13 protein-coding genes are annotated in these 18,763 nt (G+C 44.1%); 5 read left to right on the top strand and 8 right to left on the bottom strand.

Annotated features, from left to right (window positions below; all coding sequences use genetic code 11):
* Positions 1-814: 814 nt before the first annotated feature.
* Together pheT and M2137_RS11245 are read left to right on the top strand one after the other, a co-directional pair.
* Positions 815-3,271, top strand: a complete 2,457-nt coding sequence (pheT, locus tag M2137_RS11250; RefSeq protein ID WP_280766537.1) for a phenylalanine--tRNA ligase subunit beta — start codon at positions 815-817, stop codon at positions 3,269-3,271.
* A gap of 135 nt (positions 3,272-3,406) precedes the next feature.
* Positions 3,407-4,135 carry a YebC/PmpR family DNA-binding transcriptional regulator gene (locus M2137_RS11245; protein WP_280766536.1) on the top strand — a complete coding sequence of 243 codons (729 nt, stop codon included), beginning with the start codon at positions 3,407-3,409 and terminating at the stop codon, positions 4,133-4,135.
* Positions 4,136-4,148: 13 nt separating this feature from the next.
* On the opposite strand, the gene tsaB is transcribed toward M2137_RS11245, so the two are convergent.
* Positions 4,149-4,850 (bottom strand): tRNA (adenosine(37)-N6)-threonylcarbamoyltransferase complex dimerization subunit type 1 TsaB, encoded by a 702-nt coding sequence (tsaB, locus tag M2137_RS11240; protein WP_280766535.1) that lies wholly within the window; start codon positions 4,848-4,850, stop codon positions 4,149-4,151.
* Between the two features lie 118 nt (positions 4,851-4,968).
* On the opposite strand from tsaB, the gene M2137_RS11235 reads away from it, so the two are divergent.
* The 3 genes from M2137_RS11235 to nadD are packed head-to-tail and all read left to right on the top strand — an operon-like array spanning position 4,969 to position 7,002.
* Positions 4,969-5,841 (top strand): YicC/YloC family endoribonuclease, encoded by an 873-nt coding sequence (locus tag M2137_RS11235; protein WP_280766534.1) that lies wholly within the window; start codon positions 4,969-4,971, stop codon positions 5,839-5,841.
* Between the two features lie 37 nt (positions 5,842-5,878).
* Complete coding sequence (gene gmk / locus M2137_RS11230; RefSeq protein WP_280766533.1) at positions 5,879-6,448, top strand: guanylate kinase; 570 nt, start codon at positions 5,879-5,881, stop codon at positions 6,446-6,448.
* Positions 6,445-7,002 (top strand): nicotinate (nicotinamide) nucleotide adenylyltransferase, encoded by a 558-nt coding sequence (gene nadD / locus M2137_RS11225; RefSeq protein WP_280766532.1) that lies wholly within the window; start codon positions 6,445-6,447, stop codon positions 7,000-7,002. The genes gmk and nadD overlap by 4 nt, the downstream gene beginning before the upstream one ends.
* 11 nt (positions 7,003-7,013) lie before the next feature.
* Here the strand turns inward: nadD and M2137_RS11220 are convergent, their stop codons facing one another.
* The 7 genes from M2137_RS11220 to M2137_RS11190 form a co-directional block, all read right to left on the bottom strand.
* Positions 7,014-8,681 (bottom strand): hypothetical protein, encoded by a 1,668-nt coding sequence (locus M2137_RS11220; RefSeq protein WP_280766531.1) that lies wholly within the window; start codon positions 8,679-8,681, stop codon positions 7,014-7,016.
* 17 nt (positions 8,682-8,698) lie between these two features.
* Positions 8,699-9,847: a DUF4249 domain-containing protein gene (locus M2137_RS11215; RefSeq protein ID WP_280766530.1), complete on the bottom strand. Its 1,149-nt coding sequence runs from the start codon at positions 9,845-9,847 to the stop codon at positions 8,699-8,701.
* 13 nt (positions 9,848-9,860) lie between these two features.
* Positions 9,861-12,605, bottom strand: a complete 2,745-nt coding sequence (locus M2137_RS11210) for a TonB-dependent receptor (RefSeq protein ID WP_280766529.1) — start codon at positions 12,603-12,605, stop codon at positions 9,861-9,863.
* The gene (locus M2137_RS11205; RefSeq protein ID WP_280766528.1) at positions 12,605-13,321 is read right to left on the bottom strand and encodes a hypothetical protein; all 717 of its coding nucleotides are present in this window, start codon (positions 13,319-13,321) and stop codon (positions 12,605-12,607) included. The genes M2137_RS11210 and M2137_RS11205 overlap by 1 nt, the downstream gene beginning before the upstream one ends.
* A 240-nt stretch (positions 13,322-13,561) precedes the next feature.
* Complete coding sequence (locus tag M2137_RS11200) at positions 13,562-14,941, bottom strand: DUF1080 domain-containing protein (protein ID WP_280766527.1); 1,380 nt, start codon at positions 14,939-14,941, stop codon at positions 13,562-13,564.
* 178 nt (positions 14,942-15,119) lie between these two features.
* Positions 15,120-15,800, bottom strand: a complete 681-nt coding sequence (locus M2137_RS11195; RefSeq protein ID WP_280766526.1) for an ABC transporter ATP-binding protein — start codon at positions 15,798-15,800, stop codon at positions 15,120-15,122.
* 166 nt (positions 15,801-15,966) lie between these two features.
* The gene (locus M2137_RS11190; RefSeq protein ID WP_280766525.1) at positions 15,967-18,321 is read right to left on the bottom strand and encodes an ABC transporter permease; all 2,355 of its coding nucleotides are present in this window, start codon (positions 18,319-18,321) and stop codon (positions 15,967-15,969) included.
* Between the last annotated feature and the right edge of the window lie 442 nt (positions 18,322-18,763).

The raw sequence follows: 18,763 nt of genomic DNA, 5'->3' as shown, positions 1-18,763 counted from the left end.
TAATATCTCATGAACCCGAAAAGGGTTCAATTGGCTAAGACCGACCTTTAATTCAACACCTTCGGCGTTGGTTTGTTTCCACATTCGCTATCACCTCCCAGTCGTTCGCTTCGCTCTCTTCACTGGGGGTTATTAGGAGTTAAATCCCTTCCGGGCTTTCTGCAAACCTTCAATTCCTTCCCAACTTGAAGATCTCACCGTGCATTTTCGCGCGCCAACCTCCCAAATGTTAAAATCGCGATTGTAAGCAAAACGCCTGTTTTACTTACAAATCCATACGTTAAAAAGTGTTTCTCCCGGGAGTTTGTCTCCAAAGTCCCGCTTTTTTGCGCGCAAACTCCTACCGAAATTACAAATCGTAATTTAAGTGTTTTGTTGAAAGAGGCGCAATTAACATATGTTAAGAATCTGAACAGGCTTACTCTTTAGCCATTATTACCGAATTGTAGTTATATTTGTTTTTTTACTTTAGTTATAGAATTCACTAATACATATTGTTATGAAAAAATATATCCTTACATTATTTATACCAATTTTTATATTTAGTAGTTGCAATACCCGGAAATGAGTAAAATACTATGAAACAATGAATACTATGATATAGTATCTTATCGTTTAAACTAATCGGACGTTTAACCAATCCCCTCGCACCACTGTCGGCAGGAGGAGACAGAGGAGTGGTCTTAATACAAGAGAAGAAAATCAGAGAGGATGATTCCCACTTTAATTATAGGATAGTTGTGGCTGTTTCGGTAATAATTTGTATTTTTGCGCGTCAAAACAAGACACTGTTTTTAGAACAAATTACAACGCGATGAATATATCTTATAATTGGCTGAAAGACTATCTGGCCTTCGATTTGTCACCCGAGGAGGTGGCTGACGCGCTTACCTCTATCGGTCTGGAGACCGGTGGTGTGGAAGAAGTACAAACCATCAAAGGCGGTTTGGAGGGTCTCTTTATCGGGGAGGTATTGACCTGCGAGGCGCACCCCAATTCCGATCATTTGAGTGTGACGACCGTCTCGGTCGGCGGAGAGGAACCGTTGCAGATCGTTTGCGGTGCTTCCAACGTGGCTGCCGGACAAAAAGTGGTTGTGGCTGTCAACGGCACGAAGCTCTACAAAGAGGAGGAATCCTTCACCATTAAAAGATCGAAGATTCGCGGTATCGAGTCCAACGGGATGATCTGTGCGGAAGATGAAATCGGCATCGGAACCGATCATGCCGGTATTATCGTGCTTCCTGCTGACGCGGTAGTGGGTACGCCTGCGAAAGACTATTATAATATCCAAAGTGAATATATCTTAGAGGTCGATATCACCCCCAACCGGGTGGATGCAACTTCTCATTTTGGCGTTGCCCGTGACCTGGCAGCTTACCTGAAACAGAATGGAATGCCTTCAGAATTGAAGAAACCGGCTGTCGATGCCTTCCGGATTGAAGATGCTTCGCCGGCTATCGAGGTGGTGGTAGAGAACACCGAGGCCTGTATTCGTTATTCAGGTGTCAGCATCAAGGGGGTAACTGTGAAGGAGAGCCCCGAATGGCTGAAGAACCGCCTGACTTTGATTGGCTTGCGCCCGATCAATAACGTGGTGGATATTACGAATTTCGTATTGCATGAAATGGGACAACCGCTTCACGCATTCGATTATAATAAGATAAAAGGCGGGAAAGTCATCGTAAAGACAATGCCTGCCGGGACTAAATTCGTGACACTGGATGAGGTGGAACGTACGTTGACTGAAAACGATCTGATGATATGCAACGCCGAAGAAGCCATGTGTATTGGGGGAGTCTTCGGAGGACTGGATTCGGGTGTAACGGAAGCAACGACCGATGTATTCTTAGAATCGGCCAACTTTAACCCCTCATGGGTGCGGAAAACCGCGCGTCGTTTCGGCTTGAATACCGACTCTTCGTTCCGCTTCGAAAGAGGACTGGATGCCGGCAACACGATATACGCTTTGCAGAGAGCTGCTCTGTTGATACAGGAGATAGCCGGAGGAGTTATATCCGGCGAATTACAAGATATCTATCCGGTAGCGGTAGCACCTTATAAGGTTGACCTGGCTTATGCTAAGGTGAACAGCCTGATCGGTAAAGCGATCCCTGCTGAAACAGTGAAGAGCATCCTGGCGAGCTTAGAGATGAAAATCGTTAGCGAAACAGCCGAAGGCGTGTCGATCGAAGTACCGGTTTACCGTTTCGACGTGCAGCGCGATGTGGATGTGATCGAAGATATTCTGCGTATCTACGGATACAACAATATTGAGTTTGGCGATAATGTGAAGTCGAACTTGAGCTATAAGACAGAGACCGACCGCAGCTATGAGCTGCAGAACCTCATATCCGAACAGCTTGTTGGCGGCGGATTCCATGAGATCATGAACAACTCCTTTACGCCGCGGGCCTATTACGAAGAGTTGGAAACCTATCCGGCAAACCGTTGCGTGATGCTGCTCAATCCGTTGAGCACCGACCTGAATGCGATGCGTCAGACATTGCTTTTCGGTGGAATGGATAGCATCGAGCGGAATACGAAACGCCGGAACGGCAATATCCGTTTCTTTGAGTTCGGCAACTGTTATGAATTCAACGCGGAAAAGAAAGATCCCGAAAAGGCACTGGCTGCTTACAAAGAGGACTATCGTCTGGGTATCTGGCTGTATGGCAACCGCACGGAAAACAACTGGGCGCATCCGAATGAGAAGCTGACTGTTTACGAATTGAAGGCGTATGTAGAAAATATACTGAACCGCCTGGGCGTGCAAAAGGTGATCTTTGGCAATTTGACCAATGATATCTATGCCGCGGGGTTAAGTATCACCACCGGCGCAGGTCGTGTGTTGGGTTCACTGGGTATTGTGCAACCCAAACTTTCACAGGGAAGAGACCTGGATGGCGAAGTCTATTTTGCCGAACTGCTTTGGGATGCCCTGATCAAAGAGACGAAAAAACATAAAGTGTCATATACTGAGATCTCAAAATACCCCGCTGTAAAGAGAGACCTGGCGTTGTTGATCGACAAACAGGTATTGTTTGCCGAAATCGAAAAGATCGCCTATGAGAGCGAGCGCAAGCTATTGAAAGAGGTGACCCTGTTTGATGTCTACGAAGGCAAGAACCTGCCGGTGGGTAAGAAATCGTATGCCGTAAGTTTCTTCCTGCAGGATGTCGACAAAACATTGAACGACAAACAAATTGATGCGATCATGAAGAAGATCCAGGCCAATCTGGAACAGAAACTGGGAGCACAACTACGTTGAGAAAATTATGAATTATGAATTATGAATGATGAATTTGAACGAAGTGTAAATCACTTAGCCAAGCGTAAAGCAACGATCAATTGTCATTTATAATTCATAATTCAACATTCATAATTCATAATTAAAAAAAAAGATATGGGAAGAGCGTTTGAATACCGGAAAGCTAAGAAGTTTAAACGTTGGGGCAATATGGCCCGCGTATTCACCAAACTGGGAAAAGAAATTACGATGGCCACCAAAGCCGGCGGGCCTGATCCGGATAGTAATCCGCGCCTGCGTGTGTTGATGCAACAGGCCAAGAAAGAGAATATGCCGAAGGAAAACGTGGAACGCGCGATCAAAAAGGCGACCTCTAAGGACTATACCGACTACAAAGAGATGAACTACGAAGGCTACGGTCCTTTTGGTATTGCTATTTTTGTAGAAACGGCAACCGATAACACAACACGTACGGTGGCCAATGTGCGCAGTTACTTCAACAAACATGGCGGTTCACTGGGTACAAGCGGCAGTCTGGAGTTTATTTTCGACCATAAGGTGATCTTCCATGTGGTTAAGAAAGAGGGCGTTGAATTGGAAGAGCTGGAGCTTGAACTGATTGATTTCGGTGTGGAAGAGGTAGAAGAAGACGAAGGCGAAATCATTATCTCCGGCGAGTTCTCTCAAAACTCGGCCATTCAGAAATACTTAGAAGACAATGCCTTCGAGATCAATAGTGCGGAATTCGTGCGTATCCCCAATGACTATAAGGAGGTAACGCCCGAACAACGTGAGACCTTAGACAAATTGCTGGAAAAACTGGAAGAAGACGAAGACGTACAGAACGTATTCCACAATATAAAAGAAGACGATTCGGAAGAATAAAGCCCCAAAGGTTTTATTTTTTCAAATCACCTAATACCTTATTACGGGCGATGGTTGCCTGGAATTCTTTCAGATAGAAGGGTTCGAAGTAGGCGACATCCACAAATCGTTTCTCCGCAAAGGCTTTCTCTGCCAGGGGAATCATATGAAGAGCCAGGGGATCCATGCCATCCAGAAAAACAGCTTTGGGTGAGGTAATGATCTTCTGGCATTTTGTTGCGCCATTGCCAAAGAAACACACCTCTGTCTTTTCCAGGTAATCCATATAGCTTTCGGCGGTAATAATCTCCGCCTTCACCGTTTCGACCGGTGTGAGCTTCGCATCATATAGAGCGGAATAGACCTCCATCCGGCGGGCATCGAGCATGGCGCAATAGAGGGCACCGGAGTCTGTTGCATGGCTATGGATGGCAGTATAGGCCAAGATATCAAGTGTAGGAATAGCAATCAGCGGAACATCATACCCAAAACACAATCCTTTAGCTAAGGAAACGCCTATGCGTAGGCCGGTGTAAGAGCCCGGACCGCTACTCACCGCAACGGCCTCCAACCGGCCTTGTTGCCGCTTCATCTCTTGTAAAGCTTCTTCCACAAAACTTCCTGCTAATGCAGCGTGCGAAGGTCCTTCGTAGGAAACCTTTTCAAATAATAGTTGCCCCTTGTGCGACAAGGCAACAGAACAAACCTGGGTGGATGTTTCTATCTGTAATATCATAAAACCTTATTTGGAAAGCAAACAAATGCTATGAAAGCAGATGCAAAAGTACAAAAACAAACGCTTTTGCACGCAACTATCAGGAGAATAACCTATTTTTGTATAAATTTTATGCACCATGATACAATCCATGACCGGATTCGGAAAGGTTACAGCCGAACTCCCATCGAAAAAGGTAACCGTAGAAATAAAAGCACTCAACAGTAAACAACTTGACCTGTCGACACGTATACCGCCTGTTTATAAAGAAAAAGAGATGGAAATGCGTTCTCTCCTCCTGCAATCATTGGAAAGAGGGAAGGTGGAGTTTAATATCTTCATTGAATACATAGGCAAGGACATCCCTACACGCATCAATTTCCAAGCGGTTGAGAGCTACTACCACCAGATCCGGGAGATATCGAAGACATTGGGTATTGCCGAGCCGAGCGATTGGTATCAATCGATCCTGCGGTTGCCGGAGTCCATTAAGTCGGATATGGCAGAACTGGACGAGTCGGAATGGACAGTCATACAGGAGATCGTTAAAGAGGCGATCAGACAATTGCAGGAATTCCGGATTCAGGAAGGCGAAATGCTTTTCAAGCTGTTCGAAAAGAAGATCGGTAGTATCGGTCAACTGATTGTGGAGGTGGAGAAGTATGAAGGCGAACGCATCGAAAAGGTGAAGGCGCGTATCATGGAAAACCTGGAAAAGGTGGTGGAAAAAGATTATGACAAAAACCGCTTTGAGCAGGAGATGATCTATTATATAGAGAAATTAGATATCAACGAAGAGAAATCACGCCTACGGAATCACCTGAACTACTTCCTGAAAACCATCCGGGAAGGCAACGGGCAAGGCAAAAAGCTGGGCTTTATCGCTCAGGAGATAGGACGTGAAATCAATACATTGGGTTCTAAAAGCAATCATGCAGAGATGCAACAGATTGTGGTGCAGATGAAAGACGAACTGGAACAAATCAAAGAACAAATACTGAACGTCCTCTAATTCTTCACTATTCATTCATCATTCTTAATTAATTAAAGTGAACGGCAAGCTTATTATATTTTCCGCCCCTTCGGGTTCTGGTAAGTCTACCATTATTAACTACCTGCTTCAACACGAGGAGCTTCGTTTGCGTTTCTCCATCTCAGCAACCAGCCGCGATCCGCGGGGCGAGGAGAAGCATGGGGTGGAGTATTACTTCATGACCCCGGATGCCTTTCGTTTATCGATTGAGAAAGGGGAGTTTCTGGAATACGAAGAGGTATATACGGATAAGTTTTACGGCACTCTGCGCCGGGAGGTAGAGCGTATATTATCGAATGGCGATAATGTAATCTTTGATGTTGATGTTGTTGGCGGCTGTAATATCAAAAAGCAATACGGCGACGAGGCATTATCTATCTTTATTCAACCGCCGCATATCGATGAATTGCGCCGTCGCTTGGAATCAAGAGCAACAGATAGCCCCGAAACAATCGAAAACCGTATCGCCAAAGCTCAGTTTGAATTAAGCTTTGCGCCACAGTTCGATGTGGTTGTAGTCAATGATGATTTGAAGCAGGCACAAGAAGAGGCTTATCGTATTATCAAAAACTTTGTAAACAAATGATTCGTACAGGTATCTTTTCCGGCTCTTTCAATCCGATACACATCGGACATTTGGCGCTTGCCAACTGGCTATGTGAGTATGAAGAGCTGGATGAGATATGGTTTCTTATTACGCCACAGAACCCGTTAAAAAAACGGAGTGAACTGATGGAGGATTCCCTTCGCTTGGAGATGGCAGAAGCCGCTACGCGAGACTATCCCGCCTTTTTGGCCAGTGATTTTGAATTTCATCTGCCTCGACCAACCTATACGATCGATACGCTTCGGGCTTTGCAAAAGAAACACCCTGATCGCTCTTTTCATTTTATTGTAGGTGCCGACAACTGGGTCAATATTCATCAGTGGAAAGAATACGAAGCCTTGCTGAGCAATTTCCCCATTTTAATCTATCCCCGGTTGGGTTATGAGGTGGTTATCCCCGATTGCTATCCACATATCAAAGCGGTGGATGCCCCTCTGTTAGAGATCTCATCGACCTTTATCCGCGAATCTTTCCAAAAAGGAAAGGACGTACGCTTTTTCCTTCCGGAGGCCGTACGTCCTTATTTCATCTGAAAAAAGTCTCTTTATTCTACTTCAATGGTATGTGTGGCGGTATATACCGTACCCTCTTTACTAATTCCCTCTACCGTTATCAGGTATGTTCCCGGCACATCGGAGGTATAGAAAGGCAATGTAAGCTCTTTTCTTTTATCACTCTGCAGAGAGGGTTCCCAAAGCAAAGTATGACGGAAGTCGGGCATACGCGTGGAAACATCTTGTTGATCATATTTTGGCGCATAGAAATAACGATAGGCCTGGGTGCCTTCATAATCGAATATCCGGGTTGATTCACCGAACGTAATACCCGGATAGTTGTAGTTGTACGACCAAAAAGCAATGATCCCTTCACAAATCTGCCCGCCAAACAGATAACGTCCCAAATATAGATCGACCTTACGGATATGCAAGGGGTTATAGTCAACAAGTAACTGATGGTCTAACACCGGAATATTATCAAGCAAAACCAGTGTTTGCCCTGTTGCAAAGCGATCCATTCTTTCTGTCAGGATGTTAAAGGTTTTTGTGTCTCCTGTTTTACGTATACGGGCGGCCAATATAAATTCAACAAACAGATCCTCCATAAACTGAAAGCGGGTATATTCATCCAGGAGATATTCTTTGTATGGCTTATAATTGAAATAGGGAGGTAGTTTATCTACCCGGCTCAGTGAATCGGCCGTATAGGCCTCCGTAATCTGCACACCCAGGCTCCGTTCCTCCAGGTAATCATGCCAGAGAGGACTTATAGACAGAGGAGGCAGTTCTTTCTTTGTATGCAAGGCAAAAGGAGATAGCAGGTCGATTTGATATTTCTTATCAGAGAATGAAGAGGTTATTGTGGCCACCTCTTTCTTTCCGGTAATCTGATGTGTGTGGAATAATACATTTCCCTTATCATTTACCTTGCCTCCATAAACCTGGATGTCTTTTCCGGGAAAAGAGAGTAGGGGAGCAAATAATTCGCCCGAAACCTGCTGTCCCGTTGCCTGATCTATAACACGTCCTTCGATGATTGCTCCTTCATATTCCGGCAGGAATTCTTTCCGCAATGTGTTTCGAGGAATATTTCGCAAAGATTTTTTCCAGTCGGATATGGAGAAAGAAGAATTAAACAATGGATCTAAACCTGCTATCGATACGACCATCGACAGATTCTCCGCAGGTAAACCGACTATTTTCAGTTCGCCTTTTTCCCGTTTGCCATACGATGTGCGATTGGTAGACAATGATCCGGAAGAGATCAATCTTGTATCGGTCTTTTCTGTTTCAGGTTCTTTTTCTTCTTCGGCAACAATCGTATTTTCATCTCTCAGATACGGATTTATAATTCCTATTGTCTTTTCAAAGAAAACTTCATTGCCTTCGTTTTGCATATGGCGGGTATACGCGATCAGGCGGTAATAACCCGTTGCCAACATGGGCGGAAGCTCCAACCATCCGGCGCCTGATCCTTCCTGAATATCCAGTTTTACTTGTATTTCTGACAACGAATCGGTCAGCAATTCCACATAACCAATCTTACTGAAACTCTGTAATCGGCCATCTGTATCTGTTGTAAACATTTTCATCCACAACAACTCTCCGGCCATATAGAGTTGTTTGTCAGTCTGCAGATAAACCCGTTCGCGAGTCTCCGCAGATAAAAAACTTACCCATAAAACCAAAACCAAAAGAATACTGTATTTCTTCATAATATCTGTTTTTATTCTCAATAATGATTATTCGGCCAGAAGTCAGGTCGTGTTTTTGTTCCGCCGGCGGCCACACAATCGACACAACGCAAGAGGGCATAGGAGATCTCCATAGGTGGCGCATAGACTTCCAGTCCATACCCTTTAATGTAGGCATCCTCAAAAGAAAAAAAGAATACATCTTCTGGTACACTACAATCAATCTGAGGTGGCATATGGACTTCACTCGCTGGTATATACAAGCGTTTATTCTTTTCTGCAGAAGCTGCAAAAAAACCGATTACAGGGGTGTCCGGGTTTGTTAAACAAGAAATATTACCGGCCATTTCTGTTGGCTGAGGAGCAAATATGCTTCCTGTTTCGTCTATATTTCTTTGCAGGTTACGGAAATAATTATAAGCATCCAAGGGTATGGCATATTGCTTGACAAGGATGCTGTATAAGCTACTAAAGCGATATCCTCTTCCTATTATTGTATGTATAGTTTTGTTTTTTATCACCGCATCAGATAAACGTTCCGTATTACCCAGAATGAATGAATTGGATGAAACACTATTCCAACAATAATACCGATTGTTTGATGTGTGCAAATTCAGGCCTTCAAGTAGCGTTTTCTGCACGGGATCCCATCTGGCAGTCGCCATATAATCGACTTTCACTTCCCAATCCTCTTTGAATGACCATAGGTAATAATGCTGCTTATTGGCCGGGTCATGGGTGCTTACATTTATTTTCACCTCCATGTCTGCTTCTGAATAGACATAACTTACGCTATCAATATCCGGCGTATGGGCAGGAGTTATAAAGCTTGATTGGTAATGTTCCGATCCGATCCGAATATCTAAGGCATATTGTTCTCCCTCTTCAAAAGTAAAATCGTCATCCAAAACATAGGTTCCATGCTCATTAGAGGCAGCAACCGGTATACTCTCTCCTTTTTTGTTCACTATAGTAACATCGGCAACAACCGGTTGATAAGCTTTTTCGCTCAATGGAATCGTGCGACTCAATTTAATTACTGTCGGAGCATTTTCCAGCAACATACCTTCTACCACCAGAAGTCCGGTGGTAGGTTCTATGTTTTTCGGTTCATAAGGTTCAATACATCCTTCAAACAACATCGCAAAGAGAGCGATCGTTAGTATATTTTTGAATAATAATCTCATGGCAATTGGGCGATTAAAATTTTATATTGTAGGAAACATAAGGAATGGGCGATCCGAATATCGCCATTTTATATCCTTTTAGTTTTCCGTTTTCAGCTACATAATAAACAGAGTAAGCATTTTTTCTGCCGGTCAGATTGTAGACACCTAAAGAAATCGTACTGTGAGTCAGCAGCGTTAAATGATGGCTTGGCTCTATATTGATAGACAAGTCCATTCGGAAAAAATCGGGTATTCGGTATTGATTTCTATCGGAGTAATAGGCATATTCCCCTCCTGCATATTGATACTTAGAGGTCGGCAGGGTAATCGGACGTCCCGTACTGTAATCACAATTCAGCGAAACGCTATAACGCTGTGTGAATTTGTAATTTCCAGCAAACTTAAATTCATGCGGTTTGTCATAATCCGCCGGATACCAGTCGCCATTATTTATGGGCTTTTCAACCAACGGATCATTCTGTCGTAATAAGGTGCGCGAATAGGCATAGCTGATCCAACCATTCAATTTCCCCTGTGTTTTCTTCACCATCAATTCCACTCCGTAGGCTTTTCCCTGCGTATTCATCACATCTGTTTCAATATGATGGTTCATAATCAATTGAGCGCCACTACGATAGTCGAGGTAATCTTTCATTGTTTTATAATAACCTTCTATCGATGTCTCGATCGTATTGTCTAAGAAGTTCTTGTAGATCCCTGCCGCTACCTGCAACCCTTTTTGCGGGCGGATGTTTTCGTCGCTCAATTTCCAGGTATCGGTCGGCGACATGATAGTCGTATTCGATAACTTATGAATATATTGTTGCAAGGTATTGGCGCCCAGTTTGACGGAGAAGTCCGAGCGGAACGCATACCGTGCCGACAAGCGAAACTCAGGCGCATGGTATGTTTTGAATGCTTTCCAGCCCTCTACCGACTTTGTGTCTACGATAGTCGACATATCCGGCAATTTTCCGGAATCATACAGATTGTAAGTCCGTGGTCCCATCGCATTAAACATAGAATAGCGTACGCCTAAATCGAGTGAAAACTCAGGCGTAATGCTCCATCTGTCAGCCAGATAAATAGCTGTTTCCAACGCGTGCTCCTCCTGCATTTTGTCCAATATAACCAAGGACTCATCGGCATTCGGCCCGTATTTTCCCGGATTAAGCACATAAAGAATGCCACTCAGTCCGTAATCTAACGTATGTCTATCTGTCAGATAGGAGGTGAAATCCATTTTCAAGAAACCCTGGTTTATGCCGAAGTCTAACCGATAAGCGTTTGTCGGCGTTTCGTTGGTCTCTGTCTGGTAGCTATAATGATCGTATCCTCCGGTTAGTGTACTTGTCAACCGGTCGTTATAAATATGACGCCACTTGGCAGAAAAGTTCATATTACCATAGGCATAACGCTCGTCCGCATCGAAATTAAAGCGGTCGCGGCTGTAGTATCCGCTCAGATAAAGATTGTCGTTTTCTGAAAATTTATGATCCACAATCGCATTCAGATCATAAAATCCCGCGCGTCCATTATTATATCCGCTCTTTTCCGGCAGCTTCTTCAGAATCCAGTCCGAATAGGTGGTTCTGCCTCCCAGGATGAATGAGGTTTTCTTGCCGATCGGTCCTTCAAAAGTTGCCCGGCTGGTTAGCAATCCAAGGCTTACCTGCCCTGAAAGCCCTTTCTTGTTTCCCTCTCTGCCGTTTATTTCCAATACGGAAGAGATACGCCCGCCATACTTCGCCGGAATAGAACTCTTATACAATTCGATCTCCTTCACCAGGTCGGGATTGAATGCCGAGAAGAAACCAAACAAGTGGGTCGGGTTATAGATCGTACCGTCGTTGAATAGGATCAGGTTTTGATCTGTTGAGCCGCCACGCACATTAAAACCGCTGGATGCCTCTCCAACAGCTTTCACCCCCGGAAGCATCATCACCACCTTGATCACGTCGACCTCCCCAAAGGCAGTTGGAATATTTTTAATATCTTTTATCTGAATCCTTTCTACGCCCAGTTTTGTGCTTTGAACACGCGCCAGCCGTTCGGAGGTAACAATCACCTCTTTCAGCGAATAGACCTCTTCTTCCAGTTCAATATCCAATTTCCCATTATTATAAATGGCAACCTGACGCTGCGTATCCTTCAGACCAATGCCCCGGATCAATAAGCGATGATGGCCGGGAGACAGTTGAAGCGAGTAAAAACCAAACGCATCCGTTGTCGCAGCAATCATTGTCTTTTCCGTATAGATCACTGCACCGATGATGGGTTCTCCCGTTCGAAAATCGGTCATTACACCGGTCAGTTGTATCTTTTCCGGTATATCGGTGGCGCGTTCGTCACCTATCATATATAGTTTATTCTCCGACGTGGCTTTTTGTTCTAACGGACTTAATAGATAGTTGTCCCCAGTCGTACTGAACGCTTTTTTTCTGTCGAAATAATCTTCCGACAATTCTGTAATCAATTCTCTGTTTTTTAAGACAAACAGGTATTTATCTCCATAGGAGGATATCTTGTATTCAGTCGCTTCGAATGCTTTTTTCAGAATATCTTCCGGAAAAGCCTCTGTCATATCGACAGAAAGTAGAAGTGAATCCATCTCGGCCAGATTGCAATAGATCATATATCCACTTTGTTGTTCTATCGTTTGAAATAACCTCTCCGGCTCCATATTCGTCGCATGAATACTGATCTTTTGTTGTGCCTGGCCGTTCATCCAAAAGAAAGAGAGTAATAGTATCGCTAAAATAGGTGATGTTTTCATTACAGCATAGTTTCATAATAGTTTACAACTTGCACAATCGCTTCCTCCCGCTTTTTTTTATTAAACTTCAGTTTGTGTTGTTTAATATATGTCTCCAGCTCCTTTTTCTTGTCGGGGAACAGTTGAAGTAGAGAGCGTTTATTGGCAATCGGATAACAGATCCCCTCTTTACAGAGATGGATTTTTTCGTTAATACGGAAAGAGTGCTCAAGTACCCGGTCGACAATCTTTTCTTCTAACGAAACGGAGTAGCTCTTGATGATAGGAAATGTCCCATCGTGCAGCAATATATTATAGTTGCCGGAAGGTGCATTCTCCAGAAGACCCACCTGCAACGGAATAATGGTTTGACCATGCAGGACTGCCCGGTTGAACTTCTCTTTTTCAAGTACAACATTAAACGGTTTACCCGGCATTTGCACCACCAGTTCATCCCGGTGTATGTTTAAGCGCATGAAGACCTGTTTGTAAAGCGTCTGATTGTACCATAAATCACCTGTCTTAAATTCGGAACTTTGCCAATACGGGTGGTTGGTCAGATTTAAATAATAGGCTGTTTCCTCTTTCCCGTTGTAAGGAATTGCAAAATCGCCCACTTCTTGTTGATAGGCCAAAATAGTCTCCTCCGAAATGGGTTGAGTAATGGTCGTTTGGGCGTTTACTGAGCCGACAATACACATAACAGCTGTCGGCAAAAAAAGAAGTTTTTTCTTCATACACATTGATTTAGCGCAACAGTCGTTTCCTATGAAACGATTTGAAAGGAACAAATATCGTTTTATAAATTAACTTTCCATAATTTTTATTCGATTTTTTGTCCGAAAACAGATGATTGATTTTTCAAACTATCATTTACGTAAGTGTGCGTAAGGTGGTGTTTTTGCGCAAAAAGAGGCACAGAGAAAATCATTCTCTGTGCCTCTTTCATTATGATCCGGATTATAGTCGGATAAGGTTTATTTCAACTCTTTGATCTTAATGCTTCGGAAGGCCACTTCGTCGCCATGATCCTGCAACAGGATATGTCCAGCGGCGGCTTCGCCGAAACGGCCGGCAGTGTTGTAGGCCGGTGCAGCATATTTGCTGCCTTTCACTGCTTCGCGGAAAGCTTCCGAACCACGTACATATTCCAGGGTTTTAAATCCGTTGAGCCAATGTTCTACCCGGTTGTCGGGATATACCTTCAAGACAGCCAGATTCCATTGGTTTACGCCATTGAAACGTTTGTTTTCGGCTTTGATCATATCATAGAGGCTGGCCAGTGTGCGGCTGCCCGGTGTCGTGGTGTAGCCTCTGGCGTCCGGGTGGCGGCTGTCGTCTAATAATTGGTATTCCAGACCGAATGCCGAACCTCTCTGCTTTTCTGATTCGGTTACGAAATACTTGATACCGCTATTGGCTCCGGGGGTGATTTTGAATTCAATTTGTAATTCAAAGGCGCTGTATTGATCCATTGATACAATGTCACCACCATTTGTCGATTCACCACCGTCTGATTTGTGAACAATCATTTGTCCGTCGGCAATCGTCCAGCCATGTTTGGGGAATTCTTTTTTATGAGCTCCACGCCAGCCGTTAGATGTTTTCCCATCGAACAACAGTTTCCAGCCGTCGGCTGTTTCCGATTCAGAAAGGGAATTAGGAATACGGTTTACTGCAGGCGCCAAGCTTCCCTGCATCAGGGAGTTTTGCAAATCTTTGGTTTTGATGCGGATATTGCGCCATTTAATCTCTTTACCCTCTTGCGCATCGTTGTTGCCAATGCTATGCACCTGGAAAGCAATGAAACCGCTCAGGGTTTCTTCATCATAGAGGTTGGCGGTATTTACTCCGTTCAGCCAGATACGGATGTTGTTTCCGATGGCTTCGATGCGGTATTGGTTCCAGTCGTTCTTTTTGTAGGCAGCTCTTCCGGCCGCATTGTCGGTAAGCGTTACCAGCCAACCGCGGCGTGCTTCGTCGTAGATGCCTCCGCTCCAGGCACGATCCGACGGATCCATTTCGCACTGATAGCCATGCACACGCCCATTGTTGTATTCAGGATAGCTTTCGCTACGGAACTGAACGCCAGAATTGACAGCCGGATCACACCAGGTTTCAAACTCAAGGATAAAATCACCGTAGTTGGCTTCCGTTGCCAGGAAGCTGTTGGGTTGTCCTTTGACGGATGTGCCGATAAGGCAACCCTCCTCTACGCGGTAAGGAGCTTGTCCGTTTAGTTGAACAAAACCGGTGAGGTCTTTTTCGTTAAATAGTTTCTGCCAACCATCATTGGATTGACAACTGCTGCAGAATAGAAGTAATGCTGCGGCAAATAGGTTGAATAGTGTCTTCATTTGTATAAATAAATTAGTAATACGTATCTGTGTGGACGCGCACAAAGATATATCTTTTCTGTTAAAAATGAATAGAAAGATATGAAAATCAAAAGAAGCTGCTCCGCTTAATAACGGGCAGCTTCTATTAAAGAGAGAATTATAAATTCAAAAAAAGATTGTATTCTATAGAACGCTATCAGATGAATTCGCTGACAGAGGAGACAATGCTACCATCGAACAGGTTGATTACGCGATGAGCATAGCTTGCATCGTGCTTGGAGTGAGTAACCATAATAATGGTGGTGCCTTCTTTGTTCAATTCGGTCAACAGATCCATCACCTCCGCTCCGTTTTTAGAGTCGAGGTTACCGGTCGGCTCATCGGCGAGTATCATTTTCGGATTAGAGACAACCGCGCGTGCGATAGCAACACGTTGTTGTTGTCCTCCCGATAGCTGTTGCGGGAAATGGTGTGAACGATGGCTGATATTCATGCGTTTCAATATCTCATTCACCATTTGTTTGCGCTCGGATGCCTTGATCTTTAAGTAGGTGAGGGGCAATTCCACATTTTCAAACACATTCAATTCGTCGATCAGGTTGAAGCTCTGGAATACGAAACCGATGTTTCCCTTCCGCACCTGCGTACGTTCTTTTTCTTTTAAGTGCCCTACTTCGAGATCGCCCAGGTAATAATCACCCGAGGTCGGATTGTCGAGCAATCCAAGAATATTAAGTAATGTAGATTTACCACAACCCGAAGGTCCCATGATAGCTACAAACTCACCGTCTTTCACTTCTAAGGAAACACTGTTGAGCGCAATTGTTTCAACCTCTTCAGTCCGGAATAGCTTACTTAAGTTTTCAATTTTAATCATAACTATATTATTTTAGAATATTATCTTTTACCTGTTTTTATCCAAATTGCGTGCCAATATATGTAATTTGCTGTTACTTAATACGGTAAGTGAAAACTATTTTTTGATCCAATGTCCAATATTTTGACACTCTTGTATAAATATTAGACATTGTCAATGGCTTTTATCACTCTGTCTTAATGCTATTCACCGGGTTATCGTTGGCCGCCCGCCAGTTTTGGAAAGTAACTGTGCATATCGTAATAAACACGATAATGGCAAAAGCAACGATATAGACCCATATATACATCGGCGTACGATAGGCGAAATTCTCCAACCACCGGTGTACGGCAAACCAGGCAACAGGCGCAGCTATGATAAAACAAAGACAAAGAAGCAATAGGTAACTCTTGTTGAACATGATAAGGATCTGCTGAGTTGACGAGCCTAACACTTTGCGTACGCCAATCTCTTTCCGACGATAAACACTATCGAACACCACCAGTCCGAAGACACCTACCATGGAGATAAAGATTGCAATGAGGCTAAACAGCGTGATCAGCGAGGATAATTTCTGCTCTTTTTCATACAGGTGGTTGAACACCTCGTCGAAGAAACGCACATTGAAAGGATAGTCCGCATCGAACATTTTCACCGAACTACGCACATGGCTCATGGCGGCTTTCATATCGGAGCCGGCTTTTACCTTAATATATATATTATTCGGTTGTGATCCCCAATTCTGGGTACCCCACACATAGAAGGCCATAGGAACTACCTCGGTACGGAAAGAGGCGAATCTGACATCCGGCATAAAGCCAACGATTGTTGCACTGTCGATCATCGATCCCAATTCTATATCGTACATCTCTTTCGCTTTCTGGTTGAACACATAGACCCCATGACGGGTTTTGGCATCTTCTTCCCGGAAGCCACGCCCTTCGGTTATCTCAATCTTCATCACATCCAGGAAAGAGGGATCGACCGGCAGACATTGGTAATTGATCTGTTCGTTTTTATACATCCGTCCCCATCCCATATACTGGTCGGAACTCGAAAGGAGTGGCTCGGAAAAGGTAATATTATCAATCCCCGCATACGATTTAATCTGGTCGATAAATGCGCTCTTGCTCTTCAATAATTCACCCGAGGTATTGGTGATAATGACCTGTTCCTTATCATACCCCAGGGAGGTGTTTTGCATATACCAATTCTGCAAATACATAAAGAAGGAAGCAATAATAAGCGCAAACGAAGCAATAAACTGCACGCTGATCAATACATTCTTCAGGGTTCTGCCTTTGGGTGAGAGGCCGAAACTCCCCTTCAGAACCAATGCCGGCGGAAAAGAGGTCATATAAATCGCCGGATAGATCCCGGCAAAGAAACCTGTCAAGAGGGCAATCAATAGCGCTCCGCCCACTATTATAAGATGTTTTCCGATGGATAAAGAGGCATCCAATAAGCCGGCGATAGGAGTGAATGGAAGGATAGCCAGTATGCCTAACGCAATGAGATAGGCCAACAGGCTGATCCCGATTGCTTCGAAGATAAGAGAAGAGCGTATAGCTGAAGGGTCGCCTCCCAATACCTTTTGTGTATTAATGCTTTTGATGCGCATAGGGGTCAAGGCGGTACTGAAATTGGTGAAGTTGATCGCCGCGATCACGACAATGATGATGGCAATGGCAAAAAGAACCAACAGGGTTTGTCGGCTGGCTTTCGGTGTCGCGTCATACGTTACGTCGGTCGTGAAGTGGATATCTGCGATAGGAGTCAGGCGGAAATTAAAACTGTTTTCCTCCCATGAAAAGTCCTCTCCCAGAATAGACGGTTCGATAACCCGTTTGAAGTTTTCCATCAATCCTTCTGCGTTTTCCGATTGGTCGACCCGGATATAGACGTTGTAATTCCAGTTACCATAATTGGTGATATTCTCGTTCTGTGGAATACGTCGAAGGATGGCATTCTCAATAACCGAGTTTTCAGGCAGGTCACGATAGACACCTCCGACCGTTATTGATCCGTTTCGGCCTTTCAGAGTTTGCCCCACCGCGGAGGCTGTACCAAACAGCTTACGTGCCAGGCTCAATGGGATAAGTGCTTTGTCGGGCTCTTCCAGCGACTTGCCTTCTCCCTCCAGGATATCCAATGAAAAAACATCTACAAACTCCGGATATACGGTGATTCCTTTTTCCTGGAAATAATGCAAGGAACCCTCTTTTTCGATGGAGAAAAACATATCGCCTCCCCAGGGATTTACCAATGCCCCGGCCAGGATATGTGGCGACGATTTGAGAAACAGATCCGATAAAGGGCGATTGATAATAGCCTGAGTGCTGCTGCCATGATCAAATTGTGCTTCTACCCGGAAGATGCAATCCGCCTGAGGGTGATGCCGATCGAACCCATTGTCGTAATCCAGTTGGATCATAATAACCATAAAAGCGGCAAAGGCAACTGATAGTCCTATTATATTCAGGATGGTGGCCATTTTAAAACGTTTGATAACGCTCAGGAAATTGCGTAAGATTGTTTTCATATAGATTTTTATTTATGTTCGTTTCATTAAAAATGATACATCCGACCTTCCCAGGCAGGATGTATTCGATTCTTTTCTTTGTCAAAATAATGTATTTATAATGTTATAATAGATACACCATGTTGCATGAAACACACTTTTACTTAATAGACGAAAAAAAACAAAAGGAGTTGCATATTGGAATAGAAAAAATGCAAACAAACGTTAAACTACCCGTTTTCGGCGAAACCCCCAATTTACGATTTGTAATTTCCGCCCGACTTTGCGCGCAAAAAAGCAGGACTTCGGAGACAAACTCCCGGGAGAAACACTTTTTAACGTATGGATTTGTAAGCAAAAGGGGCATTTTGCTTACAATCGCTATTTTAACATTTTAAAAAATAAGACGGCCTCCCAGCGATTAGCTTTGGTCTTCATTTTATGCATCCCACAGGTACGCAAT

The organism is Parabacteroides sp. PFB2-10 (assembly GCF_029893085.1).
Classification (GTDB): Bacteria; Bacteroidota; Bacteroidia; order Bacteroidales; family Tannerellaceae; genus QVMG01.
This window is presented reverse-complemented; position numbering and strand designations above follow the sequence as displayed.

Coding starts and splice junctions, on each gene's coding strand:
- pheT (WP_280766537.1), top strand. CDS start 815: ATGAATATATCTTATAATTGGCTGAAAGACTATCTGGCCTTCGATTTG.
- M2137_RS11245 (WP_280766536.1), top strand. CDS start 3,407: ATGGGAAGAGCGTTTGAATACCGGAAAGCTAAGAAGTTTAAACGTTGG.
- tsaB (WP_280766535.1), bottom strand. CDS start 4,850: ATGATATTACAGATAGAAACATCCACCCAGGTTTGTTCTGTTGCCTTG.
- M2137_RS11235 (WP_280766534.1), top strand. CDS start 4,969: ATGATACAATCCATGACCGGATTCGGAAAGGTTACAGCCGAACTCCCA.
- nadD (WP_280766532.1), top strand. CDS start 6,445: ATGATTCGTACAGGTATCTTTTCCGGCTCTTTCAATCCGATACACATC.
- M2137_RS11220 (WP_280766531.1), bottom strand. CDS start 8,681: ATGAAGAAATACAGTATTCTTTTGGTTTTGGTTTTATGGGTAAGTTTT.
- M2137_RS11215 (WP_280766530.1), bottom strand. CDS start 9,847: ATGAGATTATTATTCAAAAATATACTAACGATCGCTCTCTTTGCGATG.
- M2137_RS11210 (WP_280766529.1), bottom strand. CDS start 12,605: ATGAAAACATCACCTATTTTAGCGATACTATTACTCTCTTTCTTTTGG.
- M2137_RS11205 (WP_280766528.1), bottom strand. CDS start 13,321: ATGAAGAAAAAACTTCTTTTTTTGCCGACAGCTGTTATGTGTATTGTC.
- M2137_RS11200 (WP_280766527.1), bottom strand. CDS start 14,941: ATGAAGACACTATTCAACCTATTTGCCGCAGCATTACTTCTATTCTGC.
- M2137_RS11195 (WP_280766526.1), bottom strand. CDS start 15,800: ATGATTAAAATTGAAAACTTAAGTAAGCTATTCCGGACTGAAGAGGTT.
- M2137_RS11190 (WP_280766525.1), bottom strand. CDS start 18,321: ATGAAAACAATCTTACGCAATTTCCTGAGCGTTATCAAACGTTTTAAA.